Source organism: Streptomyces sp. NPDC052043, from assembly GCF_044548235.1.
GTDB lineage: Bacteria > Actinomycetota > Actinomycetes > Streptomycetales > Streptomycetaceae > Streptomyces.
Window position 1 is genome coordinate 19,165 of sequence record NZ_JBIUBT010000016.1, and the last position, 13,048, is coordinate 32,212.

At 72.3% G+C, this 13,048-nt stretch carries 16 protein-coding genes and 1 pseudogene; 7 read left to right on the top strand and 10 right to left on the bottom strand.

The features are described 5' to 3' along the window. Positions 1-85 precede the first annotated feature (85 nt). The 3 genes from ACIHCX_RS31795 to ACIHCX_RS31805 form a co-directional block, all read right to left on the bottom strand. Positions 86-1,279 (bottom strand): glycoside hydrolase family 64 protein, encoded by a 1,194-nt coding sequence (locus ACIHCX_RS31795; RefSeq protein ID WP_400035637.1) that lies wholly within the window; start codon positions 1,277-1,279, stop codon positions 86-88. A 208-nt stretch (positions 1,280-1,487) separates the two neighbouring features. Next, positions 1,488-2,108, bottom strand: a complete 621-nt coding sequence (locus ACIHCX_RS31800) for an L-threonylcarbamoyladenylate synthase (protein WP_400035639.1) — start codon at positions 2,106-2,108, stop codon at positions 1,488-1,490. Positions 2,109-2,197: 89 nt separating this feature from the next. Then, on the bottom strand, positions 2,198-2,632 hold the full coding sequence (locus ACIHCX_RS31805) for a PaaI family thioesterase (protein WP_400035641.1): 435 nt from the start codon (positions 2,630-2,632) through the stop codon (positions 2,198-2,200). A gap of 265 nt (positions 2,633-2,897) precedes the next feature. On the opposite strand from ACIHCX_RS31805, the pseudogene ACIHCX_RS31810 reads away from it, so the two are divergent. Continuing rightward, positions 2,898-4,429, top strand: a pseudogene (locus ACIHCX_RS31810) (helix-turn-helix domain-containing protein). A 119-nt stretch (positions 4,430-4,548) separates the two neighbouring features. Here ACIHCX_RS31810 and ACIHCX_RS31815 read toward each other — a convergent pair. Beyond that, complete coding sequence (locus ACIHCX_RS31815; RefSeq protein ID WP_400035643.1) at positions 4,549-5,052, bottom strand: TIGR00725 family protein; 504 nt, start codon at positions 5,050-5,052, stop codon at positions 4,549-4,551. A 160-nt stretch (positions 5,053-5,212) separates the two neighbouring features. Between ACIHCX_RS31815 and ACIHCX_RS31820 the strand changes: the two genes are divergently transcribed. Then, positions 5,213-5,653 (top strand): Lrp/AsnC family transcriptional regulator, encoded by a 441-nt coding sequence (locus ACIHCX_RS31820; protein ID WP_100571873.1) that lies wholly within the window; start codon positions 5,213-5,215, stop codon positions 5,651-5,653. A gap of 31 nt (positions 5,654-5,684) precedes the next feature. Here ACIHCX_RS31820 and ACIHCX_RS31825 read toward each other — a convergent pair whose 3' ends face one another. Beyond that, positions 5,685-6,572, bottom strand: a complete 888-nt coding sequence (locus tag ACIHCX_RS31825; protein ID WP_400035646.1) for a Gfo/Idh/MocA family protein — start codon at positions 6,570-6,572, stop codon at positions 5,685-5,687. A gap of 203 nt (positions 6,573-6,775) precedes the next feature. Continuing rightward, on the bottom strand, positions 6,776-7,006 hold the full coding sequence (locus ACIHCX_RS31830; protein WP_400035648.1) for a hypothetical protein: 231 nt from the start codon (positions 7,004-7,006) through the stop codon (positions 6,776-6,778). A 242-nt stretch (positions 7,007-7,248) separates the two neighbouring features. Between ACIHCX_RS31830 and ACIHCX_RS31835 the strand changes: the two genes are divergently transcribed. Further along, complete coding sequence (locus ACIHCX_RS31835) at positions 7,249-8,067, top strand: SAM-dependent methyltransferase (protein ID WP_400035650.1); 819 nt, start codon at positions 7,249-7,251, stop codon at positions 8,065-8,067. A 139-nt stretch (positions 8,068-8,206) separates the two neighbouring features. On the opposite strand, the gene ACIHCX_RS31840 is transcribed toward ACIHCX_RS31835, so the two are convergent. Next, positions 8,207-9,130, bottom strand: coding sequence for a helix-turn-helix domain-containing protein (locus tag ACIHCX_RS31840; protein WP_400035652.1), 924 nt, complete (start codon positions 9,128-9,130; stop codon positions 8,207-8,209). A gap of 98 nt (positions 9,131-9,228) precedes the next feature. Further along, the gene (locus tag ACIHCX_RS31845) at positions 9,229-9,459 is read right to left on the bottom strand and encodes a DUF397 domain-containing protein (protein WP_400035913.1); all 231 of its coding nucleotides are present in this window, start codon (positions 9,457-9,459) and stop codon (positions 9,229-9,231) included. Between the two features lie 153 nt (positions 9,460-9,612). On the opposite strand from ACIHCX_RS31845, the gene ACIHCX_RS31850 reads away from it, so the two are divergent. From ACIHCX_RS31850 to ACIHCX_RS31865, 4 genes are all read left to right on the top strand, one after another. After that, positions 9,613-10,107: an ATP-binding protein gene (locus ACIHCX_RS31850; protein WP_400035654.1), complete on the top strand. Its 495-nt coding sequence runs from the start codon at positions 9,613-9,615 to the stop codon at positions 10,105-10,107. A gap of 42 nt (positions 10,108-10,149) precedes the next feature. Continuing rightward, the gene (locus tag ACIHCX_RS31855; RefSeq protein ID WP_400035656.1) at positions 10,150-10,659 is read left to right on the top strand and encodes a hypothetical protein; all 510 of its coding nucleotides are present in this window, start codon (positions 10,150-10,152) and stop codon (positions 10,657-10,659) included. 293 nt (positions 10,660-10,952) lie between these two features. Continuing rightward, on the top strand, positions 10,953-11,219 hold the full coding sequence (locus ACIHCX_RS31860) for a WhiB family transcriptional regulator (RefSeq protein ID WP_400035658.1): 267 nt from the start codon (positions 10,953-10,955) through the stop codon (positions 11,217-11,219). 144 nt (positions 11,220-11,363) lie between these two features. After that, a complete protein-coding gene (locus ACIHCX_RS31865) occupies positions 11,364-11,627 on the top strand; it encodes a DUF5133 domain-containing protein (protein WP_400035660.1) in 264 nt (87 codons plus the stop codon). A gap of 78 nt (positions 11,628-11,705) precedes the next feature. On the opposite strand, the gene tgmB is transcribed toward ACIHCX_RS31865, so the two are convergent. Together tgmB and tgmA are read right to left on the bottom strand one after the other, a co-directional pair. Continuing rightward, complete coding sequence (tgmB, locus tag ACIHCX_RS31870; protein WP_400035662.1) at positions 11,706-12,689, bottom strand: ATP-grasp ribosomal peptide maturase; 984 nt, start codon at positions 12,687-12,689, stop codon at positions 11,706-11,708. 14 nt (positions 12,690-12,703) lie between these two features. After that, positions 12,704-12,895, bottom strand: a complete 192-nt coding sequence (tgmA, locus tag ACIHCX_RS31875) for a putative ATP-grasp-modified RiPP (RefSeq protein WP_400035664.1) — start codon at positions 12,893-12,895, stop codon at positions 12,704-12,706. Positions 12,896-13,048 lie beyond the last annotated feature (153 nt).

Here is a 13,048-nt window from a genome sequence, read left to right on the forward strand (position 1 = left end):
CAATGATCATGCCGGGCGTACGAGAGGGGTCCGGCGAGCGTGGCGCCGGACCCCTCCGCAGTCAACTCGTCTGTCTGGAGGGGAACTAGTCCAGGGGATCGAGGGTGAGGTAGGCCTGCTGCGGATCGCCGTCGTGGACCAGGGACTCCTGGTTGCCGACGTCGTCGAAGGCGAACGCGTAGGCCTTCGCGTCGGCCATCCGGTCATGGATGATCCGCGCGTAGTGGTTGGTGACCGCGTCCTGGTAGAAGTTCGCCGCCGTGGCGTCCGGCTGGTCGGGGTTGACCAGGAGCGTGGAGCGGTTGAAGGCGGCGCACAGGGTGCGGGAGATGGGGCCGCGGACATTGTCGTTCGGCGCGTCCAGCTGCTTGTGGCAGCCGAAGACGCTGTCGGCGTCCGGCTTCTGGAAGCTGGTGACGACGGCGCCCGAGTCGTCGGTGAAGTTCATGACGTCGCCCGAGACCCGGCCGTAGTAGCGGATGTCGGGCTGGTCCCCGAAGGGGGTGACGGTCAGCGTGGTGCCGGCGTACTTCTCCCACACCCGGTTGACGTAGTCGTCCATCACATCGCCCGGCAGGTCGCCGTTCTCCATGCCGTGCCCGGGGGAGAGCGCGCGCAGCACGGTGCCGTCGGACCGGGTCTGGATCAGGCCGCCCCAGCCGCCGGGTTGGGCGCGCAGGGCGTCGAACACGGCCTGGTAGCCGCCCGGCTGGAGGCGGCCGGTGGTGACGGTGTTCCCGCCGGCGCCCCGGACACCCACCGAGTACGGCGCGGAGAACATGTCCACCTGGGTGCTGTTGAGCCACAACCCCGCGTCGTTCAGCGTGTACTCGGACCAGTTGAAGAGGATGTCGTGGTTGGGGTCGCTCGGGTTCTGCACGGCGGGCTGGACCAGTCCGCCCGTGGTCAGCCGGAAGTCGAGTTTCTGGCCGTAGGAGAAGTAGATGCGCCCGGAGAACTTGGGGATCCGGATGGTCGCCGACTGCCCCGCGGCGGGCCCGGGGATGGAGGCGTCGGGTGCGGGGGTCGGCGGGTTCCCGCCCTCCGGCCACGGGTGGAACGTGCCGTCGGCGTCGGCCCAGCCCTGCTGACCGGTCGCCAGGGAGGTACCGATGTCGTAGACGTACAGCGTCTCGCCGCGGCCGGAATCGTTGGTCACCTCGAGTGGGATCGTGTCGGGCACCGCCGCGTCGGCCGGGGCGGGGACGCCGAGTCCGAGCAGTGCGCCGACGAGGGCCGTGGCCCCTGTCGCCGCGAGCACCTTGAACCTGCTGAGCATGCTCCACCTCCGTGGGGGGTTGGGGGGATACGGAGTTGGTTGGTCCGTACCTGAAGTGAGAGCGCTCTCAGAATCCCGTCTAGGGTGCGTACATGTCAATCAGGAGGCTGTCGTCAGGAACCTGCCGTGCGGCTCCTGTGCGGGGGCGGACCTTACGGCGGTGGCGGACGCCCGTCGCCCGTGGCCGCCCGCCGTTCGAGCCGGTCCCTCACTCGAACCGTGAGGTGTCGCCCGCTCCCCGCCGTACGATCTCCGCCTCGCCGCCGGAGAAGTCGACCACCGTGGTCGGCTCGGTGCCGCAGTCGCCCGAGTCGACCACCGCGTCCACCACGTGGTCGAGCCGGTCCTTGATCTCCCAGCCCTGCGTCATCGGCTCCTCCTCGTCGGGCAGCAACAGCGTGCTGGACAGCAGCGGCTCCCCGAGCTCCGTGAGCAGGGCCTGGGTGACGACGTGGTCGGGGATGCGCACCCCGACGGTCTTCTTCTTGGGATGCTGCAACATGCGCGGCACCTCCCTCGTGGCGGGGAGGATGAAGGTGTAACTGCCGGGCGTGGACGCCTTGATGGCGCGGAAGACGTCGTTGTCGATCCGCACGAACTGGCCGAGCTGCGCGAAGTCCTGGCAGACCAGGGTGAAGTGGTGCCGGTCGTCCAGGTGCCGGATCGTCCGGATCCGCTCGATGCCCTCCCGGCTGCCCAGCCGGCAGCCCAGGGCATAGCAGGAGTCGGTCGGATACGCGATCAGCGCGCCGTCGCGCACGCTGTCCGCGACCTGACGGATCGCGCGCGGCTGCGGATTGTCGGGGTGCACGTCGAAGTACTTCGCCATCCGCCGAGCTTATGCCGAACCCCACCCACCACCACGCAGGCCCCCGCCAACGCCCCCCGCGCGCCGCCCCACCACTCCGCTCCCCAGGGTCAGCTCGTGGCGTCGCCCTTCGCAGCGAGCACGATCTGGGTCTGGGTGGTCTGTCCCACGAGCCGGTCCTTGTCGTCCCGTAGATCGGTCTGTACGACGACCAGGGTGCCGCCGACGTGCAGGGGGCGGGCCGTGGCGTGGACCCGCCCGGAGGCCACCGGCCGTAGGAAGTTGGTCTTGGACTCCACCGTGGACGTGCCGGCACCCGGCGGGAGGTTGAGGTAGGCGCAGACGGCGCCGACGGAGTCGGCCAGCGCCATCAGGGCCCCGCCGTGCAGGACCCCGCCCGCGGTGCAGACCTCCGGGGACCAGGGCAGACTGCCCACGGCCCGGTCGGGGGTGGCCTCGTGGAGTTCGACGCCCAGTCGGCCGGCGAAGGGCATGGCAGCCAGGAGGTCGGCGGGGCTGGGGACTGCCGTCTCGGAAGGAGGCATGACGTGGTGCCTTTCGTGCGAAGGTGCGTGCTTCTCGCGCTCTTCGTGCTGATCATGCATCAACAAGCAGCCCTGCACGTCGATTTGGAACGACCGAGCCGAGGGACGGAAACGCGCCGCCTCGGGACCCCGGACGCTGCCTCCCCGTGAGGGACCCCCTGGCTCACTCCCGCTCAGTCCATGGGAACGGTACTGCCTGGTAACGTCGCGGACTGGAAACACCGAGGTCAAGGCCACGGACATGCGACGGATGGAGAGGGCCGACATGGCCGGGCGAGACGACGGAACCAGCGGGGACCCGGGACGGGCCGACCGGGAGTCGTGGGCCGAGGGGCTGCTCGACCAGTTGCGGCCGACCGGGCGGGACGTGCGCAAGGTGGTCGCCTGGCTCGCCGCCTCCGTGCACGGGACCGGCTGCCTGCTGGACGGCGGCGGCACCCTGCTGGCCGGCGAGCCGGTGGCCCTGGACGAGGACGTGGTCGCGGAGGTCGTCGCCGGCCGGTTCGCCTCCGCCGCGCTGGAGGACCGCGGACGCCACGTCCGCCTGGTGCGGGTGGCGGGCCCGCATCCGCGGTCGGCCCGGGTCCTGGCCGTCTCCCGCACCGAGCCCTTCGACCGGCAGGCCGCCGACATGGTCACCCATACCGCCGGGGTGCTCGAACTGCTGCTGCGGGCCCACGAGTCGACCGTCGCCGGGCACCGGCTCGAAAAGGCGACGGCGGCCCTGCGGCTGGCGATCCTGCAACTGCTGATGGTGGAGGACACCGTTTCGGCCCGCCGGGTGGCCGCCGGCCTGTGGCCCGGACTGCTCGACACGGACGCCGCCTGGGTCTACGTCGTCGAAACCCACCGCGCCGAACGCGACCGGCTGGCCGCCGAGTGCCGGGACGCCACCGGGGAACGGGCCCTGGTGGTGCTCTGCCCGGCGGTGGACGAGCACGTGATCGTGGTGGCGCCCCTCGAGGCCGACGGCCGCAACCTGCGCTCGCTGGTCGGCGAGCGGTCGCGCACGTTCCTCGGCGGCAGCATCCGGCACAACCTGGCCCGGACGGCCACCGCGTACGGGCAGGCCGTGAGCGCCCTCGCGGTCGCCCGGTTCCGCCCCGAGGGTGCCGCCGTGTACGCCGAGCGCAGCCACCCCGAGCGCCTGATGGACCCTGAGGCGCTGCGTGCCTGGTCCGCCCGGCTGCTGCGGCCGCTGGACACGCTGGCGCACCACACGCGCGCCGAACTGCTCGCCACCACCCGGCTGGGGCTGGAGTTCACCGCCGTGAGCGCGGCGAAGGTCCTCGGAGTGAGCCGCAACACGGTACGGGCCCGTATGGAGCGGGTGGAGGGACTGGTCGGCGCGGACTTCGGCAGCCTGGCCTCCCGGGCCGTGGTCCACCTCGCCCTGAACACCCAGGCCGGCTTCGACCACCAGCCGGCCGCGGCCCCGGCGCCGCAGTCGGGCGCGGTACGCCTCGGCGACCTGCTGTCCGGCCCGGCGCTGCGCACCTGGGCACGCGAGCTCCTCGGCCGTCTGGGGGCGGACGCGCGGGACCTGCGCGGCACACTCCGCACCTGGATCACCGCAGGCGGCAACGCCGAGCGCGCCGCGCACCTGCTCGGCGTGCACGCGCAGACCGTCCGCGAGCACGTCCGCGGGGTGGAGCCCGTCCTGGAACGCCAGCTCCTCGCCGCCGGCGGCGACCTGTACGAGGTCGTCCTGGCCCATCTGGCGGTGGGCGACCTCGAACCGCCCGCGCTCGGCACGGAGTGAAGGCGGGCATTCCGGACTCACTTGTGCACGGGTGAGTCCTCCGCCGGGCGGAAGGGGCACCGGCGCGGTACCCAACGGACCCCCGGTACACATAGGTTCGACGAGCCGCGGACACGGGACCGGAACGGGGGACCGGTCCCGTGCCGCCCGGCGCTCAGCGGTCCAGCCGCACCGGTGCGCTCGGCGGTGAGGGCAGGACCGCCTCGACGGCCGCCGCCGGCGTCTCCACCTCGACCGGTCCGCGCATCCCGCCCGTGGCGGACGGCGCGTCCGGCAGGGCCCAGCTCTCCAGCAGGGCGACCGGCCTGCCCGCCCGCAGGGCCAGCGCCACCTCGCTGAGCGTGCCCCAGCCGCCGCCCACCGCGATGAGGGCGTCGCAGGTGTTCACGAGCACCCCGTTGCGCAGCTCGCCCAGACCGGTCGCCACGGCGAGGCTCAGGTGCCGGCTCCCGGCGGCCCGGTCCCGCCCCGGCAGCAGGCCGACGACCGTACCGTCCGCCGACCGCACGCCCTGCGCGCAGGCCTCCATGACCCCGCCCAGGCCCCCGCACACCACGACCGCCCCCCGCCGGGCCAGAAGCGCGCCCACCCGCCGCGCGAGATCCGCCTCCCGCGCGGAGGCCTCCTGGGGACCGGCGACGGCCACGCAGGGACGCATACGCCCATGGAACGGCCCGCGGACCGCCTCGGCAAGGCGGAACGACCGAGCGGGACGCCGACGCGCACACCGAGGACCTCGCCGCCGCCCTGGCCGAACCGCGCGGCTGACGGCAGGGCCTACGCTGGGGCGAGCCGGCCGGAGAGGGAGAGCGACACACGTGGACGAGATCGACCGGGCCATCCTGCGCGAGTTGCAGACCGACGGACGTATCGCCTACGCGGACCTCGGCCCCAAGGTCGGTCTGTCCGCGTCCGCCGCCCGCCAGCGGCTCCAGCGCCTGCTGGACTCCAAGGCCGTCCAGGTGGTCGGCGTGACCGATCCGATGGCCATGGGCGGTCAGGCCATGGCCCTGCTCGGCATCGGCGTGGACGGCGACCCGCGGGCGGTCGCCGACGAACTGGCCGGGCGGCCCGAGGTGGTCTACTCGGTGCTGACCTCCGGCGGCTTCGACCTGTTCGCCGAGGTGGTCGCGCCCGGCCCGCGGGACCTGCTGGACTTCGTCAACGACGTGGTCCGCCCCATCGAGGGCGTCCGGCAGGTCCAGTCGTTCCCGTACTTCGGCATCCACACCCACCGGTTCCTGTGGGACGTGGGCTGACCGCGAGGCGCGGCGCGAGCACGAGCGTCGGTCAGTCCGTGTCGTGGGTCAGCATGGCCTCGGCCGCCGCGAGTATCTCGGTGACCCGCAGCCCGAACGCGGCGTCGCACGGGTGCGGCCGCCCGGTGCGCGCGGCGGTGAGCAGCGCGTCCGCCGCCCGCCCGAACGCGGCGCCGGCGTCCTCGGAGCTCTCCGGGAGCAGGGTCACCCCGGCCTCGCCCCGCAGTTCCACGGTGGCCCCGGCCGCCGCCGGGGGAGCGGTCAGGCTCAGGGTCAGGGTGCTGGACGCGCCGCCCACGTGGTCGAGGACCGCGTGCACCGTGTCCCCGGGACCGTGCGCGGCCGCCGTCACGCGCCGCACATCGCCGAGGACCGGCAGCAGCACCGACAGCGCGTGCGGGCCGACGTCCCACAGCGCGCCCTTCTCCCGCCGCCACGGCGAGGCGGCGAACGGGCTGTCGCCGGTGAACACCGCGCCCAGCCACTGGGCCCGTGCCGTGAACCACTCCCCCCGGGCCGCCTGCTCGGCGATCCAGGCCTCCGGCTCGGGCTGGAAGCGGGTGGTGAAGAAGACCACCGAGGCCACCCCCGTCTCGCGGACGGCCCCGACCACCGCACGGCCCTGTTCCGCCGTCGCGGCGAGCGGCTTGTCGAGCAGCAGGTGGCAGTGGGCCCGCGCGGCCCGCACCGCGAGGTCGGCCTGCACGTGCGGGGGCAGCGCGACGGCGACCGCGTCCACCTCCGCCAGCAGGGCGTCGAGGTCGTCGTAGGCGTGCGTGCCGTGTCGTTCGGCAAGATCCTTCGCGGCGGCCGTCCGTCGCCCCCACACGCCGGCGAAGTCCAGCTCGCCGTGTTCGCTCAGGGCGGGAGCGTGGACCATCCGGGCCCAGGGGCCGGTGCCGAGCAGTCCGATGCGCATACCGGTGCCTTTCCACTGTGCCGGACAGGGTGACGACCGGCCCCGTACGGCCGGTCGTCACCGAGCGTGTCACAGGAACCGGGTACCGGAGCAAGCCCGCGGACGAAAGCGGGCACGAAAGCGGGCGCGAAAGCCGTCGCGGAACGGGTCGACGGCCGTCGGCCGGCCGTGAGGGTGCCTGTCGGCCTGGGGCACCCGTCGGCTCAGACGGTCCGCTGCCGTTCGCCGGAGCCGGGAGGGTCCGCCGCGGACCCGACCGGGCCGGTACCGGCCCGGGTGCGGCGGTGGCCGTCCGGGAGCAGGCGCAGAGGTCCGCGGCGCCCGGCACGGCGGCCGCGCGCCGGAGCCGGATCCAGGATCCGCTCCTCCACGTGGTCCAGGACCGCGAGCAGCACGGACATGAGCGGCAGCAGCAGAACAGCGACGAAGACCATGACGCCCCCTTGCCCGGCAGACGATCGGTGCTCCTTGTTCGACAGAGGATCCGAGTGCTCAGAACCGCGCGGTTGATGGGTGCCGTTCCGTGAAGAATTCATGAGGATCGGGACAGACCGTGATGGCATCACCGGCCGTGGTTCGTCCGTCCGCTGGTGTGGGAAGACGCGGGTTCCCTAGGATGTACTCTCAGTCGGACCGGCCCAGTTGGCGCGGTGGAAACGGCGAATCTGGGGGACCGATGCCTGCGGAGAACCAGCTGTCCACGAACATCGACGAGAACGTGCCGACGGCTGCACGTATGTACGACCACTATCTGGGTGGCAAGGACAACTACGCGGCCGACCGGTCCGCGTGCGAGGAACTCGACAAGGTCGTCCCCAGCACCCGCCGGCTCGCCCTGAACAACAGGCGCTTCCTGCAGCGAGCCGTCCGCACGCTCGCCGAGGACCACGGGATCCGGCAGTTCCTCGACCACGGCTCCGGCCTGCCCACCCAGGACAACGTCCACCAGGTCGCCCAGCGCGTCGACCCCGAGTCGCACGTGGTCTACGTGGACAACGACCCGATGGTGCTGGTCCACGGCCGGGCCCTGCTGCAGCAGGACGAGCGCACCGCGGTCATCCACGCCGACCTGCGGCAGACCGACCAGATCTTCTCGCACCCCGAGACCCAGCGCCTGATCGACTTCTCGCAGCCGGTGGCCGTGCTGTTCAACTCGGTGTTCCACTGCATCCCGGACAGTGACACCGACGGCCCGCTCGCCGTGGTGGAGCGCGTACGGGAGCGGCTCGCGCCCGGCAGCGTCATGCTCATGTGCCAGCTGGTCAGCGAGGACCCCGAGGTGCGGGCCTTCGTCACCGACTTCATGGACAAGGTCACGCAGGGTCACTGGGGCCGGGTGCGTCAGGAGAAGGACGTCGCCGAGTGGTTCGAGGGCCTGGAGCTGCTCGAGCCGGGCCTGGTGGAAGTGTCCACCTGGCGGCCGGACACCGAGGTGGCCCCCCGTCAGCTCACCCGCGAGTGGGTGGAGTTCGGCGGGATCGGCCTGATCCGCTAGCGGACGACCGTACGGCGGCACCGACGCGAACGACGACGCCCCGTCCAGGACCCGGATACCGGGTTGTGGACGGGGCGTTCGTATCGGTCGGGGTGTGCGTCCCGGGCGGGATCGCCTCAGGTCGTCCCCTCAGGTCGCCCTAGGACGCGGACGCGTAACGGTCGTTGGCCGTCTTGCGCAGCAGTGCCAGGGACTCCTGCGGGGTGAGCGCCTCGTCGGCCAGCCGGTCCAGGGCGACCCGGTACTCCTCCGTCTCGTCGCGGTCCTCGAGGAAGTTGGCGCTCTTGATGTGCTCGAGGTAGACGACGTCGGGCAGGTCCAGGCCGCCGAACCGGAGATACGTGATCGGGATGGCGGGCGCGGACGCGTTCGTCACGTCCAACGGGATGATCTGCACGGTCACGTTGGGGCGCTGCGCCATGGTGGCGAGGTGCTCGAGCTGCTTGCGCATGACCTCGCGGCTGCCCAGAACACGCAGCAGGACCGATTCGTCAACGACCGCCCACACCTGCGGCGCGTCCTGCCGCAGCAGCAACTGGGCCCGCCGCATGCGCAGTTCGACGCGGCGCTGGACCTCGCCCGCCGAGGCGGTCGGCAGGCCGCGCTCCACCACCGCCCGGGTGTACGCCGCGGTCTGGAGCAGACCGGGTACGTACTGGATCTCGAAGGTGCGGATCGCGGCGGCCGCCTCCTGGAGGCCGACCAGCCGGTCGAACCACTCGGGCATCAGCCGCTTGTCGTAGCGCTGCCACCAACCGGGTTCGCCCGCCCGCCGCAGCAGCCTGAGGAGGACCGAGGACCCGTACTCGTCGGTGCCGTACAGCTTCAGCAGGGCGCGGACGTCGCCCTCGGCCGGAGGGCGACGTCCCTTGCCCGACTCGATGCGCGAAAGCTTCGCGGCACTGAATCCGAGCTCACGCGCCGACTGCTCCTGGGACAGGCCGGCGTCCTCGCGAAAACCCGCCAGCTGAACGCCGACCAGCATCTTCAGCAGGGTCGGGGCCGGCTCGGGCCGGTCCAGATAGGGTTCGAGGCGGGAGATGCGATGTGGCTCGGCGGACATCCTGACTCCCCGTAGACCGGCAGGCTGAGCAGTCACCGTACCGTACCGTCCGGCTGCGGAGGGCACTCGCCGGTGGAAGTCGGCATGTTCCTTCCGTTTCACAGCAGATGGTCGAACTCGCCCTCCTTGGCGCCGGCCACGAACGCGGCCACCTCCGCGGGGGTGTAGACCAGCGCGGGGCCGTCGGGGTCACGGGAGTTGCGCACCGCGATGCCACCGTCGACCAGAGTGGCGACCTCCACGCAGTTGCCTTCGGCGTTGCTGTGCCGGCTCTTGATCCAGCGGGCGTCCAGCGAACTGGCCCGCACTCCGTTCCGCATCAGTGGCACCGCGGTCTCCTTGCTGTTCACGTTCGCACGTCCGTGCGCATTTTCACGAGAAATTTCGCGTGCAATTGCACACGGACGCTGTCAGCGTGGATAATAGCCGGGGCGTCAACCCCCTGTGGACGCTGTTCGGTGACGTCGCATCAGGGAGATGACGTGCCCTCACCAGTGAGCCGAGAGCTCGAAGCGCCGAGTGCGGCCGCCGTGATCGCGCCGTGGGCGGAGGGGACCCCCGGCGCGCTCGCGGCCGCAGCGCTGCGGATCGACTGCGGCCGGGAGGGATTCGCCCGGGCCCGCGCCTTCACACGAGAGACCTTGGGCAGATGGTCGCTCGACCACTGCGCCGACGACGCCGCCGTCATCGTCACCGAACTCGCGGCCAACGCGGCGACGCACGCGGTGCCGTACGCCCCGTCCGGCGACACGGCCGTGTGGCTCGGGCTCGCCGTCGACGCCGCCCAGCTGCTCATCACCGTCTCCGACCCCTGTGCCGGCCGGTCCATACGCCGCGCCCCGGCCGACTCCAGCCTGCTGGAGCACGGCCGGGGCCTGCGCATCGTCGACGCCCTGGCCGAGGAATGGGGCTGGACCCCGAGGCCTCCGGCGGGCAAGTCCGTCTGGGTGAGGCTGTCGACGCGTCCACCCCACTGAACCGTCGTTCCCCGTACGACCGCCGCCGGAAAGGACGACGCCATGCGCACCGTACCGACGGAGCAGCCCGGCACCGACCGCGCGACCCCGCTGTCGACCCTGAGGCAGGTGCCCTGGAGCGACATCAGGGACTCCACCGGCTCGGCGGCCGACATCCCCCTGTTGCTCCGCGAGGTGGCCTCGGGCGACGCCGGCACCGCCCGCGCCGCGCTGGACGAACTGCGCGGTCGGATCTGCCAGTACGGCTTCGTGGTGGAGCAGGCCACCGCGGCCACGGTCCCCTTCCTGTGGGAGCTCGTCCGGCTTCCGCACGTGACCTGCCGACCGCAGATCATCCAGCTGCTCAGGGGCGTCTCCGAAGCCCGGCAGTGGGAGAGCGTCGCCGCGGTCTACCCCAAGCTCCTCAACCACCGGGAGAACCCCGTGGTGTGGGAGCCCCGCGCGCGGCAGGCCGTGCGCGCCCGGCGCGACGCGCTGCCGGCGCTGCTCGACGACCGCGACCGTGAGACCGCCGAGGCCACGGCGGAGCTCGCCGCCGCGCTCGCCGCGTAGGCGGGGACCCCCGGACCTCCGGGCGGCCCCGACCGCCCGCAGCCACTGCGCGGATTCGGCCACCAGCGCGAAGAATCACTCGTCGAGCGGGTCCGTGGCCGCAGACCCCCCGCTCCGAGGGGCTCACGGCTGGGCGTTCTCCTGTACGCCTTCTGCGTGGCGTTCACCCAGTCGTGGCCGCGGGGCCGAAAAACACCTATATTGCGGTACCTCTGCCGGGTCGTGCGGCGCCCTGATGCCGCAGACGGGAGCTGCCCGGACAACATGCGGCCGAGTGTTCAGCGGAGGTCCCGGTGAGCGTGGTCCGAACGATCGAGAACTGGCGCGAGCGCGGGGCGTGCCGCTTCGAGGATCCCGAACTGTTCTTCCCGCTCGGGGAAAGTGGTCCGTCGGTGCGTCAGATAGCGCAGGCCCGCGCGGTGTGCCACCGGTGCCCCGTGCTGCGCGAGTGCCGGGCGTGGGCCCTGCGCAACAGCGAGTACGACGGTGTCCGGGGCGGCATGACCGCCAGGGAGCGCCGCGCCGCGGCCCGGCGCGGATCCAGGGGCCGCGGCCGGTAGACCCGGCGGTACCCCGGTGGCGCACGGTGGCCGTGCCACCGGGGATCGACTGAATCCGGTCACACATATGCCCGCACGCCGGTCGCCGCGCATGGCACGGCGTGCCGCGGGCATACGGAGCAAAAATCGAGAGAGGGGCTCTCCGTGCTGGTTCCGGACCCGAAGGTCGTCAGGACGTTGCTGACGCGGTACGCGTCGCTGAAGATCGCTCAGGCGGAGAGGGAGCGGGCCGAGACGGCCCGGGAGCTGGAGGACGTCAGCTACACCTTGTGCGTCATGATGGGGGCCACCGGCATCCACGAGGCCATCGGGAAGGCGGACGCCCTGCTGCTCGCCCCCCGGCGAGCAGCGGACGCCGACGTGAGGGCCGACGCCGACGGGGACGGCGCCTTGCCCCTGGCGGTCTGACCCGGCGGTCCGACCCCGTGACCTTGGCGGTCCGACCCCGCGGCACCCGGACGGGTGCACTCCTGGCACGGCGTGCCGTCAAGGAGCCGCCGTACGCCTCCCGCCGGCGTGCTCGCGTTCCCGCGGGGCGGGTCGGGCCAGCCACTCGGCGATGGTGCGCGCGATCGGCTGGCCGGTCTCCACCTCGACGAACCCGAACTGGCCGGACTGGTTGCACTCGAGGAACCACCAGGTGCCGTCGGCGTCCTCGGCGAAATCGAAGGCGCCGTAGGCCAGTTCGGCCTGCCGCAGATAGGCGCGCACCGCGGCGGCCACGCGCGGCGGGACCTCGGCCGCCCGCCACGGCGTCCCGGACCTGGCGAACCGGACGTCCACCTCCTCGGGGTCGGCGTCCGCCGAGGTCGCCTTGCGGGCGGCCAGCAGCGTGTCGCCGACCGCGGTCAGCCGGATGTCGGCGCGCTTGGCGATCCTGCGTTGCAGCAGGGTCGGACCGTAGGCCACCGCGCCGAAGTCCGCGTCCGGGGCGACCCGGCTGGTCGGCACCGCCCTCGGCGGCTCCTGCGGATGGGACCCGGAGACCGGCTTGACCACCAGGTCCGGGAAGCGCTCGGCGAACTCCCGTGCGGCCTGCGGGAACGTGGTGATGAGCGTGGCCGGCACCGGCAGGCCGCTGCGCTGGGCGAGCCGCAGCTGCCAGGGCTTGTGCCGGGCACGCTCGGCCGCGTCCGGCTGGTTCATCCAGCGCGCTCCGCAGCCGCGCAGCATTCCGTACAGCGCCTGCGCGGCCTCCTCGGTCAGCCATGCGGACGGCCGGACCGCCCGGATCGCCGGGACCCCGGGCCTGCGCACCCAGACCGAACGCAGGCGGTTCACGCTCACCAGCCGTCCGCCTGCCGACAGATGCCCGTTGAAGGAGCCGTGGACCCACTCGCCCGACAGGGCGGCGCCCGCGGTCAGATCGGCCGGATCCAGCCGGACCACCGGAGTCGAGGAGGCGTTCAGGTGCATCACCACCATGTCCGCCGTCACGTCCTCCTCGCCGGTGAGGATCAGTACGGTCATCTCCGCGGCCGAGCTCAGTCGTCGAAGTGCGTCTTGGAGCCCGCCGTTGAGGTCGTGGTGCCCAGTTCTCTCAGCAGCGCGTGGTCGGATGCGGCGATCCGTCCGTCCAGGAGAACGTTCAACTGCAGACCGGAGTCGTAGGCGTACGGCGTGGCGGCGTCCCGTTCCACTGCCGGACGAGCGTAGTTGAGCGCGAACGGTTGCATCGTCTCTCCCCTGTCGGTGCAGCCGCGACCAAGCGGTGTTGCTGCTTGTGGCGTCGCTTGGCCCGCTGACTTCGTTTCGGGTTCCCGAGACTTATACGAATCGAACGAGTGAATGGTTTCCTTACGGAGCGTAGTCGTTGGCGTCCGGGCGCC

Bases quoted from the DNA above. Each gene is read 5' to 3' on its own strand.
- ACIHCX_RS31795 (WP_400035637.1), bottom strand. From the start codon at position 1,279: ATGCTCAGCAGGTTCAAGGTGCTCGCGGCGACAGGGGCCACGGCCCTC.
- ACIHCX_RS31800 (WP_400035639.1), bottom strand. From the start codon at position 2,108: ATGGCGAAGTACTTCGACGTGCACCCCGACAATCCGCAGCCGCGCGCG.
- ACIHCX_RS31805 (WP_400035641.1), bottom strand. From the start codon at position 2,632: ATGCCTCCTTCCGAGACGGCAGTCCCCAGCCCCGCCGACCTCCTGGCT.
- ACIHCX_RS31815 (WP_400035643.1), bottom strand. From the start codon at position 5,052: ATGCGTCCCTGCGTGGCCGTCGCCGGTCCCCAGGAGGCCTCCGCGCGG.
- ACIHCX_RS31825 (WP_400035646.1), bottom strand. From the start codon at position 6,572: ATGCGCATCGGACTGCTCGGCACCGGCCCCTGGGCCCGGATGGTCCAC.
- ACIHCX_RS31830 (WP_400035648.1), bottom strand. From the start codon at position 7,006: ATGGTCTTCGTCGCTGTTCTGCTGCTGCCGCTCATGTCCGTGCTGCTC.
- ACIHCX_RS31835 (WP_400035650.1), top strand. From the start codon at position 7,249: ATGCCTGCGGAGAACCAGCTGTCCACGAACATCGACGAGAACGTGCCG.
- ACIHCX_RS31840 (WP_400035652.1), bottom strand. From the start codon at position 9,130: ATGTCCGCCGAGCCACATCGCATCTCCCGCCTCGAACCCTATCTGGAC.
- ACIHCX_RS31855 (WP_400035656.1), top strand. From the start codon at position 10,150: ATGCGCACCGTACCGACGGAGCAGCCCGGCACCGACCGCGCGACCCCG.
- tgmB (WP_400035662.1), bottom strand. From the start codon at position 12,689: ATGACCGTACTGATCCTCACCGGCGAGGAGGACGTGACGGCGGACATG.
- tgmA (WP_400035664.1), bottom strand. From the start codon at position 12,895: ATGCAACCGTTCGCGCTCAACTACGCTCGTCCGGCAGTGGAACGGGAC.